Below are 16,934 nucleotides of genomic sequence, written 5' to 3'. Positions count from 1 at the left end.
TGACAGAATAATTTGCTTGCGTGAAGTAAGGTGATCTCGTTGAGTACCGCGTCGTGTTCAACACCGTTATGGAAGAGTTATTGTCACTGCTCAAACCTTGCTGTTGCAGAATTGAATTGCTCGCTCAACCCTCTGACGTTGAGAAAAGCAGCGATTCCAGAGTTCGTCGGACTGGATCCAGAACAGGTCAGGCAGCTCGACGTTTTTCGTTCACTTGATTTTCGGAAGACTTGTTTTCATTTGTGTTCAGCCAGGAAGCCAGAACGGTTGTCACGACATCGGGGTTCTCTTTCATTCGTTCCGACAAATCATTCAAGCGGTCGACGATTTCAGGTGAAAGGAAATCCGAGGACTGCTTCTCGACAACAACAGGCTGTAACCGTCGAAGAATCAACATGCCTAAAAGCAACGCAACCAATGAAGCCAAGCCGAGTGAAACAGCTTTAAGGATCGGAACAAAATTTGTGATGCCCCCAAAGAAACCAGTCGGCGTTTCCACTATCGGGACCGCTGCAAACTTTGCTGCAACAACGTCAATCTGATCTCCGCGTAATTCATCATACCCAACGGCATTCTGAATGATTGATATAATCTCCGCCTTGGTAACTTGCGAACTCGTCGATGCGGATGCACCTGGATTCACACTTGGATTCGCAGCCGCAAGACCGTTCGCAGTCGCTGTCTCTTCCGGAGTGTCTGTCGGGATCTGGACGACGGCTGCAATCGTGAGCCGTTGGATTTTCCCGGGAAACTCTCGGATCAAATCGGTAGTCTCTCCATTGATGTATTCGGTCATTAAATCTTCCGACGCACGTTGCCCCTGTCGAGCTGATGCAGTCGTCGGGACAGTCACATTTGAAGATGTCCCTGGCGGTCCAAGTGGAAGCGGATCGTTGCCCGTGAAGGTCTCTGTGCGGAGTTCCTCACGCACTTTGGCTTTGCTATCGGGATCGATTGTTTTCTGGGTTCGCTCGGATTCAGTGAAGTCAATTTCGGCACTCACACGTACAGTCGCATTTCCAATTCCAAGCAGTGGAATGAGCAGCGCCTCGGCCTTGGCGGCCAAATTCGACTCCAACATCGTGCGGTATTCGAGCTGCCCACTCACTTCACCGTCAACACCACCAGCTGATGACAGTAAACGACCGTCGGTCGAGAGAATCGTAACATTCTCCTGCGTCAGTCCTTCAACGCTGTGTGCGATCAGAGAGACGATCGCTGCGGTATCTCCACCAGAAAAAGGGACGCCCGGCTTGAGCTCCAACGTCACACTCGCTTTCGTGGGGCGCTGATCTCTTACAAAAGGTGACGTCGTCCCTTGAGTCAAATGAACGGTCGCCATCTTTACCGGCTTCATTTGCTGAATCGTTCGCCCCAACCGTGCCTCCTGTTGCCTGAGCAACCGCACTTGATTCATTGCCGGATCGGACCAGAGACTGCCAGAAAGGTCAGTCTCACTTTTAAGTTCGACATCAATCAGATCGCGAACTTCCAGGCGAGCCTGACTATGTTGAGACTGAGGAACCGAAACGGAAGAGCCAGCGAAGTTAAGCTGATAAGCAATCCCTGCAGATTCCAATGCGCTAACGTAGCCTGCAGTTTGCGTTGGAGATAATCGGTCTGCGAGAACAACAAATTGTGGAGTCATCGCCCAGTAGCCCACGCCGACTAGACTGAGAATCGACAATGCCACACTTGCCAAAATGGTGACTCGCTGTCCTTGCGACCAACGTCCCCAAATTGCTTTCAGCTGTGTAACGAGTTCCGAAAGGAAGCTCATGGTGAATCTTTCTTAGTCAGTATTCAGTGAAGTGCTGAGCCGGTGAATTGCCTGCTCGACAGCATTCTGCACGACAACAATTTGCTCGACCGTGTCACCTGCAGAACGTTTCTCAACAGTAAAAGTGCAGTGAACCACGAGACAGAACAGGAACGCAAATTTGAAAAACCCCGTACCACGAAGAGTTCTCATGGAACACTGAAGAAACAGAGTGTGGAATCAATCGCCAGGTGAACGTCAACATCAAGCGGACCGGAGAAGGTGTTCGGTGAATTTTCACACCTGCATCCGCATCACTTCCTGATAGCTGGTGATGAGCCGGTCTCGGATTTCCATAAGGAAACGAAACGACAAATCGGCCTTGGCAACATTCGTCGCGACCTGCTGCAGGTTGTCAATCTCTCCACTTGCAAGCCTCTGCACATCCTCTGCAACAACTTGCTGCTGAGCATCGACCTCATGAATCATGTCAGACACGAGTTCCGCAAATGGCAATCCCTGTTGCGATTCGCCAACTTGCGAACGAAAGCTTGAGGACTGCAACTCTCCGAGATTTTTTCCACTTGATGTGATTGCCGCTGCATTCAAAGGCTGTAAGCTCATCTCAGTTATCCTCTCATCAGTTCCAGAGTTTGTTCTGCCATCCTGCGAAAAACCTCCAGCGACTTCAGGTTCGCCTCATACGAACGACTGGCGGTCATCAAATCGACCATCTCCATCGGGAGCGCGACATTCGGCATCTGCAGGAAGCCATCGGCGTCTGCATCAGGATGGCCCGGATTGTAGACCTTGGGAAATGGACTGCGGTCGGACTCAATCCCGACTATCCCAACACCCCCCAGTTGATTTTGACTCCCCTGTGAAACGATTCCGCCCAGTGCACTTTGCAACTGTGTTTCGAAGACAACCTGCTGTCGCCGATAAGGGCCACCGTCCGGGCTGCGAGTCGCGTTGGCATTTGCGATATTCCCAGCGGCGACCTCCATTCGCATTCGCTCTGCCCTGAGACCAGTCGCTGAAATATCCGCAGACGCAAAGACGTTTCCAATTTTCATTACTCGCCCTCCCTGGCGTTCTATTTTCATTAAGCGTTACACAAAGCATTCACGAAGAGACCGGCGAAGAAACTAACGTGCCAGCCAGTTACTGCCCGAGCGCTCGGCGCATTGTATTCAAGTGAGTGGAAAGGATCTGCGAGTACATTTGAAACACCATCGAATTCTGGTTGAGGTGGCCGATCTCCGAATCGATGTCGACGTTATTCCCATCCATCTTGGTGATCTCCCCCGGCTCCTGAACAATCGACGGGGCCGCCCCCTCCGACGCTTGTCCTTGCCGCCTTGCTTTAAAAAGGTGCTCATCAAAGCTGACGTCAAGTCGCTGATATCCCGGAGTATTGACATTCGCGATATTGTGACTGATCACGCGGTGCCTAAGCTCAGACACTTCTGCCAAGACGGAAACTCGTTCGATATGTTCAGGAAACTGGAGCATACCCTGAATATCGGAGCAACGCGTTCAATCATTCCAATCGGTATTGTCGGCAGGGCTGGAATTGAGCCGCGTGAAGTGATTTCACTCACACCGACGGGTTTTGCTCGACAGCAAGGAGTTCAGAAACTGGTCAAGTCGAATGAAACGCTCACTTAAATAGTGAGCAGAAAACCAGAAGGTCTTTCCGACACAAGCGGAAGATTCTTCCTGGAAGGGTGTAGTCAGCAACTGCGTCCAAGAATCGCCAGCCACCTTAAGCCTTGACACTAACATGAGTAACGTCGCGACTTTGCGAACATGACGTTCAGTCAGGGCTGTTGTGGAACGGATTCTGCAATAACTGATGAGGTGACTGATCCGTACTTCTTCAGGGAAGCGATTCCGCATGACCTTGCCATTGATCTCCCCCCAATCGACCGTAATCGAATCATCATCGACTTCTCGTGCATCGACAAAAACCATTCCAGCACAAACGGCTCCAACACCAGTTCACTCATTCGAAGCCCCCTCGGATTTCGAAGAGATCTTCGCACAAATGTTCCTTGTTGAATCCGTGGTGCTGAGGCCGCAAGGCATTGGAGAGAGTCCACTTCAACCTGCTGAACAGGCCCAACTCTCGGCGGGACAAATCGAAACGATCTCTTCTCCGTTGACGGAAGAACAACCTACGAAAGCACCCTTGCTGGCGAAAACGCCTCTGATCACAGAAGCAACGCAGGTAGAAAGCTCACTCGCAGGAGAAGCGAGTCAATATAAAAACTTCGCTCCCAGCCAAGCTGAACTGTTACCGCAATACATGGGTGAATACACAGTTGAAGAAACAGAGGCCGAAGCCGCTTTCGTCGACTCGACAGATGCCGGGAAAACAAATCGTCTCTCTGTATCGCGAGAACACTTCTCAGCAGCAAGTTCACTGAACTCCGATTCACCAAATCCAGTCGACCTCAAAGCAAACCATCCGCAGAGCTCAAACAATGAGCTCCTAAATCCAGTACAGCAGGGCGACTCTCAGCACTTATCATTCTTTGAAAACAGTTCATTGATTGGGGGCGATGAAAACCGCTTCAGTTCGATCACCGATCCTACTTCAGTCGCAGGCAAAGTGATCCAAAAAGTTGTCGCAGAGACGATGGCTCAGCTCTCCGCTGCTCAGAGCAAAATCGACTCTTCTTTCTCCGTCCGCCTCGACCCTCCAGAACTGGGGGAAGTTCTCGTGCGGCTGAAGAAAACCGAAGGAGGACTCATGATGCGTATTGTGGCAATCGATCCGACGACTCAGCAACTTCTGGAACATCACGAAACAGAGCTTTCCGAGTCGCTGCAATCTGAACAGCCTGAGCAGTCTGAACTCTCCATGGAGCTTGGTGATCGCTCAGAGTTTCAACGGTCCGATCAATTTTATGACTGGGAGACAAACGAAAACTGGCTGGGCAATCAACCGAGCCGTTCGGGAATCAACTCCAACTCGTCGTCTGTGCAAACAAGAACACAGTCCACGAATCCACACGACTTTATGGCGTAAATCTTCACGACTCTTTCAAGGATGAAACGATGGCGATCTCAGGCTTCAACGCAGAACTTGGCAAGCAACAATTTCTCGAGTTGATGGTCACACAACTCCAGTATCAAGACCCTCTGGAACCGGTCGGGCAACAACAATTCATTGAACAGTTAGCACAGTTTTCTGTGGTCGAGGGCGTCGAGAACCTCAACCTGCAGTTTGAAGACTTCCTGAAGCTGCAAACTCTGAGTCGCGGGACCGAACTAATTGGGCACAGTATCGAATTCCAGGATGCGACGTCCGGTGAAATTTCACGGGGGCGAGTTCAGGAAACACGTGTTATTGGTGGCCAGATGATGTTGCTTGTCAATGACCAACAGATCCCGCTTTCAGCTGTCGATGCAGTGATTGCTCACGATTAAACAAAGATTCAATACCGCTTAGAGCAGCATTCATCGCCCCATTCGGACTTCATACGTCAAAGACGCAAACTGCGTGCTTGGCAATACATTTTCAAAAGGATCTCTTCCATGGCAAACTCACTTCTCACCGGCGTTTCTGGTCTCGCATCACATCAACACATGATCGAAGTGGTGGGGAACAATCTTGCGAACCTGAACACTGTCGGATTCAAGACGGGGCGTGCTCATTTTTCGGACGTCTTTTACGAGACAGTGAAAGCTGGCGGTGGAGGAGGAGTCGGGGCTGTGAGTGGCTCAAATGCAACGCAAATCGGGAATGGAAGTAAACTCGCTTCGGTCGGAATCGATTTTGGACAGGGGATTCTGGAAACAACGGCGTCTCGATTCGACTTCGCGATTGATGGTGAAGGCTTCTTTGTCGCGAACTCGGGACGGGGTCCGCTTTACACTCGTGCTGGAGTGTTTAACATTGATAACAACGGATTTCTGGTCGATTCCTCAACTGGATTCCATATTCAGCGGTTTGGAAACATCGGTGAAACAGGTGCCGTGCTCCCTGGATTCCAGACACCCGGAAACAACAGTATTCAGATCCCCCTTGGAGCGACCGTCCCAGGGCGTGCGACAGAAACCGCTAGTGTTTCTGGGAATCTTTCGTCTGCAGCGAATGGATCGGTTCGCCAAATTCTCGAATCAACAGCGATGACAACATCAGGGTTACCAGTCGCAGGGGGAACGCTGTTGAGCAACCTCGACAGTGTGACGACTCCATTCCAAACAGGCGACTTCATCAATGTTCAGGGGACCGACGCAGACGGTTCCAGCATCAGCACGCAAATTGCTGTCGACTCCACAACAACCGTCGCTCAGTTTGTCACTGCATTAGACTCCGCTTTCGCAGGTGCTGATGTGACTCTCTCTGTAAATGGAAAACTTGAAGTCACAGCAATCGATGGAGGACTTTCGATGCTCAGCTTGAACCTCTCCGAGAATGCTGGCAACACAGGTGTGATTGACTTCTCGGCCATTCAAGTGTTGACGAGCCAGCAAGGTTCTGTTGGCGACACCGTTCGCGGAGCGATCGAAGTGTTCGATGAACGTGGAGATGGTCACCTGGTGAGTCTCGAATTCAAAAAGCAAACAGATAACACCTGGACGATGACTGCCGATCTCGATCCGGCGGAAGGTTCCCTGATTGATGCGACCGTGGAAGGGATCACTTTCGCCCCAGATGGTTCAATATCCGGTGTGACCGGCCCCGACTCTCAACTGGTTTTCCATTTCACCGGACAACCCGATCCACAGGCGGTGCAGATGACCTTCGGGTCGACCGGCACACTCAGTGGACTGACATCTATCCCGGGGGAATCGTCTGTCGCGACGACACAAGATGGCTTCTCAACCGGAACCCTTGTCGATATCAATGTTGAAGGGAACGGATTGATTGAAGGTGTCGGGAGCAATGGGCTGAGGTTTCCACTGGCACAAATGGCATTAGCAACTTTCAAAAACCCTCACGGACTGTCTGCTCAGGGAAATAATTTCTTCTCCGACTCCATCGCCAGCGGCGATGCCTTCGTAGGCCAACCCGGAACAGGCGGACGTGGGAGAATTGCTTCGGGGCAACTTGAGAACTCCAACGTCGATATCGCCGTCGAGTTCACACGACTCATTCTTGCTCAAAGAGGTTTCTCTGCGAACGCACGAACCATTACCGTCACCGACGAAATCCTTCAGGAACTCAACAGCCTGATCCGATAACTTCCTCCGGCCTTCACATGTAAGAGTGCTTGTGGATCGGGACAATCGTACTCCGCAGAATTTCGCCAAAAAGCCCGAACAAGCCTGTTGAAATTGTGTAACTGACTCGATTTCGACCACTTGTTCAGGTTTTTTCAGCGAAGCGGCCCATGGGAATTTGCAAGTCATCAACTCTGATTGTTTTCTCCACCGAACAAGACCTGTCGTCAAAGTGACTCCTCAAGTCTGAAGAGTGATGTCACCCGACTTGACGGATTCTGCTGATTAGCATTGCCGTAACTCTCGCGACCTGAAGAGTTAGGGACATTCTCTCAAGTTCTGATTCAGTGTGGCACCAAGGCTGCATTTGATTCACTCTCAGAGATTTCACGTCAAGCAGTAATGCTCGGCGATCACGATAGCCAGCCCTTTGAAGTGCAAGAGGGACATTCCTGAGAAGAGGCTGGCACTTTGATTCGAAGCAACGTCATTTCGGCAAGTCGAATTTTCAACTTGCTGCCAATGATGACGCAAGAGTCCCTCGACTTCGGGGGGAGCGGGGGGCTCTTTTACTAATCAAAGCAAACCAAGTGAAGCAAATCAAAAATCAAGAATCAAGAATCATTTGAAACGGTGTCGCACAGGGTCTTTGCGAACTCCCTACTTAGCAATGACCTCTGCTGCGACACCACAGGACACGACGACAAAAATTAATTTGCCTCAGACCAGCTTTGAAAAGATGTTCGTGTTCAGCCTCGTAGAAGTGAGTGATTCATCACATGAAAGCACGCTTCTCCGAGACAAGAAACACGAAAGTTCATGACCACAGCCCTCAGACTTTATTCCCATGAAAGTGCGAACATGCCGATTCAAGCTCCCACCGCTGAAGCCCTTCGCCCCTTAATGAAATCAAAGCGCCTCAACGAGTTGAAAGATGCCTGTGCCTTACTGGCAGACGGATTGAGTGGTTTCGACGAGCTGATCGAAAAGTACGTACAAGTTGAAAAACGCAATCGAAGAGACACACCAAATCGGGATTGCGAACGCTTTCTGGAATGGCTCGAAAGCAAAGTCCAGTTAACAGACCAGCAGCGAGACATGATTGTAAATCAGCAATCACGACACGCTGTCGAATTCGTCGCACTGAAACAACGTATCGCCCACTTACGGTATGAGGAAATGCTTTCCAACAGTCAGCCGTTTCAAAAACATTCTGCCCAGCATCTCGGGGAACTTGTCTACTTGAACCCGGTGCACGTTTGGGCAACTTTTGACACACACGCTTTCATCGAAGATGAGTCCCCAATCCCGGCAACCGTACTGTTCTATCCAGCTGCGGGCTCTGTTCGAACCGCAGTCATCGATGAACAGTCAGAGCAAATTATTCGGGAACTCGAACAAGGGCCACAAAAACTACGAACGCTACTGAAACAGACTCCAAAAGAGGAACGAGAAACTTTCCTCGAAGCTATCCAACGACTGGTCTCGTTAAAAATCCTCGCTTTGGCGAGTTAACAGGATGTGTCTGATCTCAACCAATTGATCGTCACCAGCCTACAGGGATTCGGGTCGTGAACCGCCTCTCACACCAGCCGAGAGCTAAGGACCATCGAAGCATCAATGGCAATTCTGTAGCCACAAAAAAAGGCCCTGAGCGTAATTTACGCTCAGGGCCTTCTAGGTTTCAATCAATCACCCTGGCCCGGGGCGATCTAGTCAACGTTGACCTTAGTAGAGGTCGCCGTCGTGACTTCGACCTTTGTCGTCGTCTTTAGGCTTCTCGGCGATGAGGGCATCGCTGGTCAGCAACAGAGTGGCGACACTTGAAGAGTTCTGCAGAGCGGTTCGTGTCACTTTGACAGGATCGATTACGCCTGCTTTCACAAGGTCTTCGTAGACGTCAGTCGCTGCGTTGTAGCCTTCGTTTCCTTTTTGTTCGGAAACTTTCTCACAGATCACACTGCCGTCTTGGCCGGCGTTGTTGGAAATCTGTGTCAGTGGTGCGCGGCAGGCACGTCGAATGATGTTGTAACCAACTTCTTCATCGTGGGTCAGTTTGCCAGGATCAACGCTGAGCGAAGCCCGCAGCAACGCAACTCCACCACCTGGAAGAATTCCTTCTTCCACAGCAGCACGGGTTGCGTGCAGTGCATCTTCAACACGAGCTTTTTTCTCTTTCATTTCCGATTCGGTCGCTGCTCCAACGTTGACCTGAGCCACACCGCCAGAGAGTTTCGCGATTCGTTCTTCGAGTTTTTCACGATCGTAGTCGCTGCTTGATGCTTCAAGCTCGTGACGAATTTGATCGATACGTGATTTGATATCGGCAGTCTTTCCAGCTCCTTCGATGAGCGTGGTGTTGTCTTTGTCGATGACAACTTTCTTGACACGACCAAGATCTGACAACTGCAGGTTGTCGAGCTTGATGCCAAGATCTTCGAAGATCGCCTGTCCGCCACACATGATGGCGATATCCTGCATCATCGCTTTGCGTCGATCACCATAACCAGGTGATTTGACAGCAGCGATTTTGAAGGTTCCGCGAAGCTTGTTGATCACGAGAGTCGCAAGTGCTTCCCCTTCAAGATCTTCAGCGATGATCAAGAGTGGCTTGCCAGCGTTAACGACCTTTTCCAGAATCGGAACGAGGTCTTTAATGTTGCTGATTTTCTTTTCGTGAACGAGGACGTAAGCGTCTTCGAGAACACATTCCATCGTTTGTGAATCAGTCACAAAGTAAGGTGACAGATATCCGCGGTCGAACTGCATTCCTTCAACAACTTCGAAGTCTGTTGTCAGGGATTTGCCTTCTTCAACTGTAATCACACCATCTTTACCGACAGCTTCCATGGCGTCTGCCAGGATTTTTCCAATTGTGGCATCGCCATTGGCGGCAACAGTTCCAACTTGAGCAATCGCTTTTTTGTCACGGCAAGGAATTGCCATTTCGCGAAGTTTCTCGGTGACCTGCTCGACAGCTTTGTCAATTCCTCGCTTCATTTCGAGCGGGCTGACACCAGCGACGACAGCTTTGAGACCTTCGTTGTAGATCGCTTCTGCCATGATAGTGGCAGTTGTCGTTCCGTCTCCAGCGACGTCGGAAGTTTTACTGGCAACTTCGCGAACCATGCGAGCTCCCATGTCTTCGAACTTATCGGGAAGTTCAACTTCACGGGCGACAGTCACACCGTCCTTGGTGACGGTAGGAGAACCGAAGCTTTTTTCGAGAATAACGTTTCGGCCTTTCGGGCCGAGAGTAACACGAACGGCTTTGGCGAGTTTGCTCACGCCGCGTCGCATCGCTTCTTGAGCTTCCTGATCGAAGGCAATCATCTTAGCCATGGTCTTGGCTCCTCATATTTTGAGTTGATTGTTGTTGTATGGAGTTCGACGAATGCAACGTCGAAGGATGTTTTACGTTGACGGTTGAACGTTTTTCACTGAGAGTAAATTTTCTTCTACGGTACAACTCTCAATGATTTCAATAAACTGACAAACTTCGCCGTGTCCCTGAAATCATTCTTATTCGATTTCTCGAAAATCACTTTGCAGGTTTTGTCAGAAGATTGAACACTGACCCGAAAAGCCTTCATCACAAAGGTTTCCGGAGAGTGACTTAATACGTTGCGAGGATGTCACCTTCGCGGAGCAGGAGATACTCCTGATCGCCAACTTTGATTTCATCGCCTGCGTATGAACTGAAAATCACACGATCACCTTCTTTGACAGTCAATGGCAATTTACTGCCATCGTCTTTGGTGTGCCCATCGCCAACGGCGACAACTTCGCCACGTTGTGGTTTGTCTCTGGCAGAATCCGGGAGAACGATTCCACCAGCTGTGGTGTCTTCAGCTTCCTGCCGCTTAAGAACGACTTTATCTCCGAGAGGAACAATTTTCGTTCCGCCAGACGCTTTGGCCTTCTTCGCCATGAATGACCACTCCTACACAGTTTAAATATGGATGCGGGGTGCTTTTGCCTCACGAATGACATGATTGCACGTACCGCCGGTATGCTTGATGAAACTTAATACAAATGGCGTGCCACAATCTCAAAAGATGCGTAAACTGCTAATATAATGCACTTTAGGCACTTCTCCAATTCGAGAAGCGACACGTTTTGGCGGTTGAGAAGGGGTTGCACGCGTCAGCTCTGTCATTCTGGCAGAAGCCCTGCTTAAGCGACATTTCTGACAAGAGCGTTGAAATCCTCTTCTGCAGAAGCCAGTCTTTTTTCCACTCCGCCGCTTTTCTCAACGTTTGAGAGAGCAATTTGACGTTTCAGAATCAGTTCTAGAGAATCTTTCTGAATTGGCTTGCAGGTTCTGCATCCTGGCGAACAGCATTTTTACTGGAGAAATGCGTTCTTCACCGGGCACACGGTAAGAGCAAGCTGCTCTATATTACGTACTTTGACGCAAAACTACCCGATGAAAACATCGCCATCCTGGTCGGCATCGATGCTCTCTGTGATTTCTTTGAAGAGGGGCTCGTAGTACTTCTGTTCGTGGTCGGTCATCTGATACATGATAAACGCAGTAAAGCGTCCCGTACGAAAACACCTCAAATACACATGATTGATCAACTCCAGACAGACAAAGCTGATGTCGTACCCGGAGGAGTCACGGAGTGAAATTTTCTCCTGCACCGGAAGTGCATCGAGTTCGTCATATTCTTCATCGAATGCCGTTTTGGCTTCAGAAAGAACTCGCTCGATCGGAGGACGCTCCCACATAAGAGTCAGCGTCCAAAACGCAATCCCATCCGTCAGCGAGATCGTCAAATCGTCTCCATCACTAACAGACTCTTCCAGGCTCCAACCACTGGGGTACGTAAACATAATTCCATGTTCGCGGTATACTTCTGAAGAACTCATGATGATCCAAAGCGTGAGTCGGGTTGAGAGGCGGAGTGATGATTCTGAGAAACAGCGTTGACCTGCATCCTATCGAACAGGCAGCGAAGTCTCTATCCGCAGTTTGTATCAAAATTGAATGCTTGCGCAATCAATTTTGACCAACACAAAGATGGCGACAGGTCCAGCGACTTCGAGCAGTTTGCTCCACCGAGTCCCCGTGAAGAACTCATTTCTCTTACAAAAATGCAACTCAGCACGATCCAGAACCTGAACGCAAACCGACTCCGCCCACAAATCAACTTCATTCGATGAATAAAAAAAGACCACGCTGCGAATCGACGATTCGCAGCGTGGTCCAATTCTCTTTTATCTTGATTCCTTAACGAAACGTTGAGCCGGATCGACGAGCTTGTTGCGTCTGACTTCCGGATGCGTAGAAGACTTTCGGATCGTCAATAATCCATGGCGTTGACCATGACTTCCCGTCGTCAGCAGAGCAGACGTTAAAGAAGATTGTGTTAAAGTGCGTTCCCTGAATCTGATACGGAAACTGCGTCGTGATATGGTCTTTTGAAGTGAGATCGTCGACACCTGGGCTGGCATAGTAGTGACAACGGCCATCCGGGGTGACACTCATCCCGAAGGTCCACCAGCCCGGTTGCTTGATCACTGGGCCTGGAACTTCGTGCCCCAAGTGATTCGCACGGATCAAAATGTTCGCGTAGGCCTCGCCAGTCTTGTTTGTTGGATCATCTTTAGGCGTAAAGTGAATGAAGAATCCTGGATAGTAAGGTTCAATCTTTGTTTCAGTCCGATTCAATCGACGAAACAGACGTCGTCCAAAGCCCCCTTCAACTTCTTTTTCCTGCGGTCCCTGCATTCCTGCTCGGATTCCAAAGGAGACACCACGACGTTGTTCCCATTGATCCCAATCGGGAAGAAAGACTCGAACAGTGTAATTCGGGTAGTACCCGAGCGTCATCGGCTTCGCAGACATAATCAAATCGTCTTGAGCCTGTTTGAAGCCTGGACGACCTGGAATTCCAGTGTCTCGCGAACGCATATAGAGTGCACCCAGACTACCTTCGATCCCACCAGCTGGCGTTTCCACTCGTTTGAGCACATCTGGCATCCCCCGTTTGGGGCTTTCGAACCACATTCCGTTCGACGATTTCCCTAAAGGATACCGAACGTTTTTGTCCTCTTCGCGGCTACTTTTTGGCCAGTTCAATTCGAACTCAAAATCGTCTTTCTCAAAATCATCTGTATTGATAAGAGTCCCTGTCCCTGGAACCACCTGAGCCAATGACACCGCAGGTGCTAGTAAAACAGGCGTCGTCAACAACAGAACTGGGAGCAGGTTTAATGTTCGAAAAAGCATCGATCTAGTTCCATCCTGGAATTCCATGATCGCTGGTGAGAGCAACTCACGCGACCTCCGCTCAAACCGAAAACGAATTCGCCGTTTTCACACATCAACGCTCTATTGAACTCGTCCTGTCAAAAGAGCGCTGCTGACTATCCTATCGGATGTTCTGTTTATGCAGGTGTACCGTTTCGGAAGGATTCCGGCTCAGGTAAAACAGGTAAGATATGACGCCACTTATATGCAGGAGAATTGAATTGTGTGGTTCTTTGATTGACTAAAAAAATCCGATTTCGGCTACGACGTCCAGGCTCGTGATGAGAAGCCATGAAAGTGACATCACAACCAAGACAAGTACTGAAAATAGAATCGCGCCAGCCCTGAAATTTGTGGAATCGACATTTCCTCCTGTGCTTTAGAGCAGTTTGCCACCCGTGTGCTCGTGAAGAACGCATTTCTCTAGTAAAAATGCCGTTCGCCACGAGGCAGATCCTGCAAACCTTTTCGAAAGATGCTTTAGAGCACAAATCCAGCCTTTCGAGTCAGTTCTAATACTCTTTGAGAATTGGAATGACCGCCTGTTGAATGAGTCCTCCGGTGACGTGAACTTGCCGTTGTGCATCAACGAAAACGTCCACTTCGCTGCGGATTCCAAACTCTTCGAGATAGATCCCCGGTTCGATTGAGAAACATGTCTGCGGAAGAATCTGCCGATCCTCGCGAGTTTCCAGATTGTCGAGATGAGCCCCGTTTCCATGCACTTCCTGACCGATACTGTGGCCAGTTCTGTGCCCGAAGAACTCTCCATAACCCGCATTTTCAATCACATTCCGTACGGCATCATCGACATCCCCCCCCGGAAGTGGTTCTTCAGCTGCCATCGCAGTTTTCACTTTTTCAATCCCCGCATCCCGAGCCGCAGCGACAATCTCAAAGATCTTTGTGTAATTCTGAGGGACCTCTTCTCCGACAAATCCAGTCCGCGTCAGGTCGCTATAGACGCTGTTGGGGCGATCCATTTTTGCCCAGAGATCGATAAGCACGAAATCATCTTTGCGAATCAGAGTCTCCTGACCCATTCCGGTTTCATAGTGTGGCAATCCGCTATGTGGCCCACGAGCGACGATCGGGGGATGATAGGTTGTCATTCCGTTGCTGTGAAAATGGTCCATGATTGCATCACAGACAGTCTTCTCTTCGACACCTTCGCCGTTTCGCACCGAGTCCGCAATGAGTTTCCAGGAAAGTTCGAACGCTGCGTTCGTGAGAACAGATGCTTCCTGATGCATCTTCCACTGCTCGTCGCTCCAGACGGCTTCGAAAAGTTGAATCAAATCACCGGACGAGACGACTTCTGTTCCAAAAGATCGGACCAACTCGATCGTTCCCCCGTCGACGCGGGAAATATATGGGTTTCCGTTTTTTTCCGAGTACTCCATCGCCACGCGATCTTTCCCATTCAGAAAACTTTCCAGGGCTCCTTCAAACTCCTGCCAACGCAAATAGATCTGCTTTTCCCCCGGAAGGTGATCCAATGCTGAATCCTCAATGCGATGAACAATCCGAACCGGCGTTCCCTTAGCTGGGATTCCATACGCACATCTTCGCGATCCCATCGAATCATCGGTAAGCTGCATGATTCGCCGCGCCAACTGATTGCTTCCACGGAAATCGTAAAGCAACCAGCCATCGAGACCGAATTGCTGTAACGCTTGCTGTATGGCAGGAAGGTCGAACATGTTGCTGGCCTTTCGACGACAAATCCACAAGAGCACAGATTGGTCGACATTGATTTCATTGATAAGATGATTTTGGAAGAAGAACACCCTTAGTGTAGCGGGGTAGATCTTGTCTTCCCAAGGATTCACAAAGTCTTGATGGTTCAGAAAGTTGTTTTTCTCTTAAAGTCGCGGAACTTTTCAATCACTCTGCCAAGTGTCCTTGACGGAACGCTCAAACCTCAACATCCTGCACAACTTACGACTTTAAAGCTCCACACGTAATACATTGTACGCTTGTGCCCGGACTCCGCGCACAAGCCTGGTATTTACGCTGCTGAGTATTTAGTGCCTGCGAGAACTTTCTGCCCTGATGATGACGGGTAATTTTGACGGAGAATGGAATGTCAACGGAAGATCGTCCGAACCTGTTTCATGTTCAACGATTTGAAAACGAACCGAATACCGACTTCAGCCGCGCGGAGAACCGCGAGGATATGAAGCAGGCCCTCAAAGATGTTGAGGCTCTGTTCGGTGCCGACTATCCGTTGAACATTGACGGGAAAGCCCAGGATAGCCGTTCGCACATCATTTCCCGTTCCCCATCGTCAAAAGAGACTGTTCTCGGAACCGTCGCCTCTGCAAACCGGGATCAGGCGGAACAGGCGATCGAAACTGCGAGGCGAGCCTGGCCTCAATGGCAAAAAATTCCTGCAGACCATCGCGCGGAATATCTCGAATTAATCGCCTCAGGGATGCAGACTCGACGATTCGAGCTTGCAGCCTGGATGATTCACGAAAGCGGCAAGTCTTGGAAAGAGGCAGATGCCGAAGTCTCCGAGGCGATCGACTTCTGCCGTTACTACTCTCTGGCGATGCGAGATCTCGTCTCTGAGTTAGCATGTGATTACCCGGGCGAAGAGAACCGCTTGTTCTACCGCTCACGAGGCGTTGCCGTGGTCATCGCTCCCTGGAATTTCCCACTCGCAATTCTGACCGGAATGACCGTCGCAGCCTTGGTGACGGGGAATACCGTGGTCATGAAACCTGCAGAACAGTCCTCCATTGTTGCAGCCAAGCTGATGGAAATCGCTCGCGATTCCGGATTGCCGACTGGAGTCCTCAACTTTCTTCCTGGGAATGGAGAAGAACTGGGGCCAGTCCTCGTTGGCAGCCCAGACGTTGATCTCGTTGTCTTTACAGGTTCACAAGAAGTTGGCCTGTCAATCAACAAACTCGCAGCGGAAACAGTCCCGGCGCAACTCAACGTGAAAAAAGTGATTGCCGAAATGGGAGGCAAAAACGCAATCATTGTCGATGACGACGCCGATCTGGATGACGCCGTTCAGGGGGTGGTCAATTCCGCTTTTGGCTATGCTGGTCAAAAATGCTCTGCCTGCTCCCGCGTCATTGTCTTGAAATCAATCTTCGATGAATTCACCGAGCGACTCGTCAATGCCGTCGAAAGCCTCGTGATCGGACCGGCGGATGATCCCGGAATTGATTTCGGCCCGGTCATTGATCAAGAGGCATACGACCGCATCAATGATTACATCGAACTCGGAGCCGAAGAGTGCGAGACAATCGTCTCGATTGACCTGTCTGACCGCGACGACGGCTACTTCATTGGGCCTCAGATTTTCAACATTCTTGAAGAAGATTCCCGCTTGGCACAAGCTGAAATTTTTGGTCCTGTGCTTTCCGTCATGAAAGCACGCGACATGGATCACGCTCTCAAGCTCGCCAACAACACCGCCTATGCTCTCACCGGGGGAGTCTATTCTCGCAGCCCGAAGAACTTGAAACGTGCTCGCGAAGAATTCCTCGTCGGAAACTTGTATCTCAATCGCGAGATCACAGGAGCGATTGTCCAGCGCCATCCATTCGGCGGCTTCCGAATGTCCGGGATCGGCTCGAAAGCGGGCGGCCCGGATTACCTGCAACAATTCATGCTCCCGGTCAACATTACAGAAAACACTATGCGGCGAGGTTTCGCACCGAAAAGTTCTGACGAAGAGTAGGGGAGTGGGCGACTTCGTTTGATGAATTCGATGAG

14 protein-coding genes are annotated in these 16,934 nt (G+C 50.2%); 5 read left to right on the top strand and 9 right to left on the bottom strand.

Features of this window, described 5'->3' with window-relative positions; genetic code table 11:
* Nucleotides 1–187: 187 nt before the first annotated feature.
* The 4 genes from fliF to flgB all read right to left on the bottom strand — a co-directional run bounded on the left by fliF (nt 188) and on the right by flgB (nt 3,226).
* Nucleotides 188–1,780, bottom strand: a complete 1,593-nt coding sequence (gene fliF, locus Mal48_RS09510; protein WP_145198364.1) for a flagellar basal-body MS-ring/collar protein FliF — start codon at nt 1,778–1,780, stop codon at nt 188–190.
* Between the two features lie 276 nt (nt 1,781–2,056).
* On the bottom strand, nt 2,057–2,383 hold the full coding sequence (fliE, locus tag Mal48_RS09505) for a flagellar hook-basal body complex protein FliE (protein ID WP_145198362.1): 327 nt from the start codon (nt 2,381–2,383) through the stop codon (nt 2,057–2,059).
* 5 nt (nt 2,384–2,388) lie between these two features.
* Nucleotides 2,389–2,835: a flagellar basal body rod protein FlgC gene (gene flgC / locus Mal48_RS09500; protein WP_145198360.1), complete on the bottom strand. Its 447-nt coding sequence runs from the start codon at nt 2,833–2,835 to the stop codon at nt 2,389–2,391.
* An 88-nt stretch (nt 2,836–2,923) separates the two neighbouring features.
* A complete protein-coding gene (flgB, locus tag Mal48_RS09495; RefSeq protein WP_231739971.1) occupies nt 2,924–3,226 on the bottom strand; it encodes a flagellar basal body rod protein FlgB in 303 nt (100 codons plus the stop codon).
* Between the two features lie 433 nt (nt 3,227–3,659).
* Between flgB and Mal48_RS09490 the strand changes: the two genes are divergently transcribed.
* The 4 genes from Mal48_RS09490 (at nt 3,660) to Mal48_RS09475 (ending at nt 8,452) form a co-directional block, all read left to right on the top strand.
* A complete protein-coding gene (locus tag Mal48_RS09490) occupies nt 3,660–4,796 on the top strand; it encodes a flagellar hook-length control protein FliK (RefSeq protein ID WP_145198355.1) in 1,137 nt (378 codons plus the stop codon).
* Nucleotides 4,797–4,825: 29 nt separating this feature from the next.
* Nucleotides 4,826–5,197: a flagellar hook capping FlgD N-terminal domain-containing protein gene (locus Mal48_RS09485; RefSeq protein WP_145198353.1), complete on the top strand. Its 372-nt coding sequence runs from the start codon at nt 4,826–4,828 to the stop codon at nt 5,195–5,197.
* A gap of 108 nt (nt 5,198–5,305) precedes the next feature.
* Nucleotides 5,306–6,958, top strand: a complete 1,653-nt coding sequence (locus Mal48_RS09480) for a flagellar hook protein FlgE (protein WP_145198351.1) — start codon at nt 5,306–5,308, stop codon at nt 6,956–6,958.
* 840 nt (nt 6,959–7,798) lie between these two features.
* Nucleotides 7,799–8,452, top strand: coding sequence for a hypothetical protein (locus tag Mal48_RS09475; RefSeq protein WP_197442201.1), 654 nt, complete (start codon nt 7,799–7,801; stop codon nt 8,450–8,452).
* A gap of 213 nt (nt 8,453–8,665) precedes the next feature.
* On the opposite strand, the gene groL is transcribed toward Mal48_RS09475, so the two are convergent.
* The 5 genes from groL to Mal48_RS09450 form a co-directional block, all read right to left on the bottom strand.
* Nucleotides 8,666–10,279 (bottom strand): chaperonin GroEL, encoded by a 1,614-nt coding sequence (groL, locus tag Mal48_RS09470; RefSeq protein ID WP_145198347.1) that lies wholly within the window; start codon nt 10,277–10,279, stop codon nt 8,666–8,668.
* Between the two features lie 274 nt (nt 10,280–10,553).
* Nucleotides 10,554–10,868 (bottom strand): co-chaperone GroES, encoded by a 315-nt coding sequence (groES, locus tag Mal48_RS09465; RefSeq protein ID WP_145198345.1) that lies wholly within the window; start codon nt 10,866–10,868, stop codon nt 10,554–10,556.
* A 491-nt stretch (nt 10,869–11,359) separates the two neighbouring features.
* The gene (locus Mal48_RS09460) at nt 11,360–11,812 is read right to left on the bottom strand and encodes a hypothetical protein (protein WP_145198343.1); all 453 of its coding nucleotides are present in this window, start codon (nt 11,810–11,812) and stop codon (nt 11,360–11,362) included.
* Nucleotides 11,813–12,173: 361 nt separating this feature from the next.
* Nucleotides 12,174–13,175, bottom strand: a complete 1,002-nt coding sequence (locus Mal48_RS09455; protein ID WP_145198341.1) for a hypothetical protein — start codon at nt 13,173–13,175, stop codon at nt 12,174–12,176.
* Between the two features lie 533 nt (nt 13,176–13,708).
* Nucleotides 13,709–14,899: a M24 family metallopeptidase gene (locus Mal48_RS09450; RefSeq protein ID WP_145198339.1), complete on the bottom strand. Its 1,191-nt coding sequence runs from the start codon at nt 14,897–14,899 to the stop codon at nt 13,709–13,711.
* A 383-nt stretch (nt 14,900–15,282) separates the two neighbouring features.
* Between Mal48_RS09450 and pruA the strand changes: the two genes are divergently transcribed.
* Nucleotides 15,283–16,899, top strand: coding sequence for an L-glutamate gamma-semialdehyde dehydrogenase (gene pruA / locus Mal48_RS09445; RefSeq protein ID WP_145198337.1), 1,617 nt, complete (start codon nt 15,283–15,285; stop codon nt 16,897–16,899).
* The last annotated feature ends 35 nt before the right edge of the window (nt 16,900–16,934 follow it).

It is taken from the genome of Thalassoglobus polymorphus (assembly GCF_007744255.1).
GTDB classification, from domain to species: Bacteria; Planctomycetota; Planctomycetia; order Planctomycetales; family Planctomycetaceae; genus Thalassoglobus; species Thalassoglobus polymorphus.
This window is presented reverse-complemented; position numbering and strand designations above follow the sequence as displayed.

Excerpts from the sequence above, each read along its gene's own strand:
- fliF (WP_145198364.1), bottom strand. The coding sequence starts at position 1,780 with ATGAGCTTCCTTTCGGAACTCGTTACACAGCTGAAAGCAATTTGGGGA.
- fliE (WP_145198362.1), bottom strand. The coding sequence starts at position 2,383 with ATGAGCTTACAGCCTTTGAATGCAGCGGCAATCACATCAAGTGGAAAA.
- flgC (WP_145198360.1), bottom strand. The coding sequence starts at position 2,835 with ATGAAAATTGGAAACGTCTTTGCGTCTGCGGATATTTCAGCGACTGGT.
- Mal48_RS09490 (WP_145198355.1), top strand. The coding sequence starts at position 3,660 with ATGACCTTGCCATTGATCTCCCCCCAATCGACCGTAATCGAATCATCA.
- Mal48_RS09485 (WP_145198353.1), top strand. The coding sequence starts at position 4,826 with ATGGCGATCTCAGGCTTCAACGCAGAACTTGGCAAGCAACAATTTCTC.
- Mal48_RS09480 (WP_145198351.1), top strand. The coding sequence starts at position 5,306 with ATGGCAAACTCACTTCTCACCGGCGTTTCTGGTCTCGCATCACATCAA.
- Mal48_RS09475 (WP_197442201.1), top strand. The coding sequence starts at position 7,799 with ATGCCGATTCAAGCTCCCACCGCTGAAGCCCTTCGCCCCTTAATGAAA.
- groL (WP_145198347.1), bottom strand. The coding sequence starts at position 10,279 with ATGGCTAAGATGATTGCCTTCGATCAGGAAGCTCAAGAAGCGATGCGA.
- groES (WP_145198345.1), bottom strand. The coding sequence starts at position 10,868 with ATGGCGAAGAAGGCCAAAGCGTCTGGCGGAACGAAAATTGTTCCTCTC.
- Mal48_RS09460 (WP_145198343.1), bottom strand. The coding sequence starts at position 11,812 with ATGAGTTCTTCAGAAGTATACCGCGAACATGGAATTATGTTTACGTAC.
- Mal48_RS09455 (WP_145198341.1), bottom strand. The coding sequence starts at position 13,175 with ATGCTTTTTCGAACATTAAACCTGCTCCCAGTTCTGTTGTTGACGACG.
- Mal48_RS09450 (WP_145198339.1), bottom strand. The coding sequence starts at position 14,899 with ATGTTCGACCTTCCTGCCATACAGCAAGCGTTACAGCAATTCGGTCTC.
- pruA (WP_145198337.1), top strand. The coding sequence starts at position 15,283 with ATGTCAACGGAAGATCGTCCGAACCTGTTTCATGTTCAACGATTTGAA.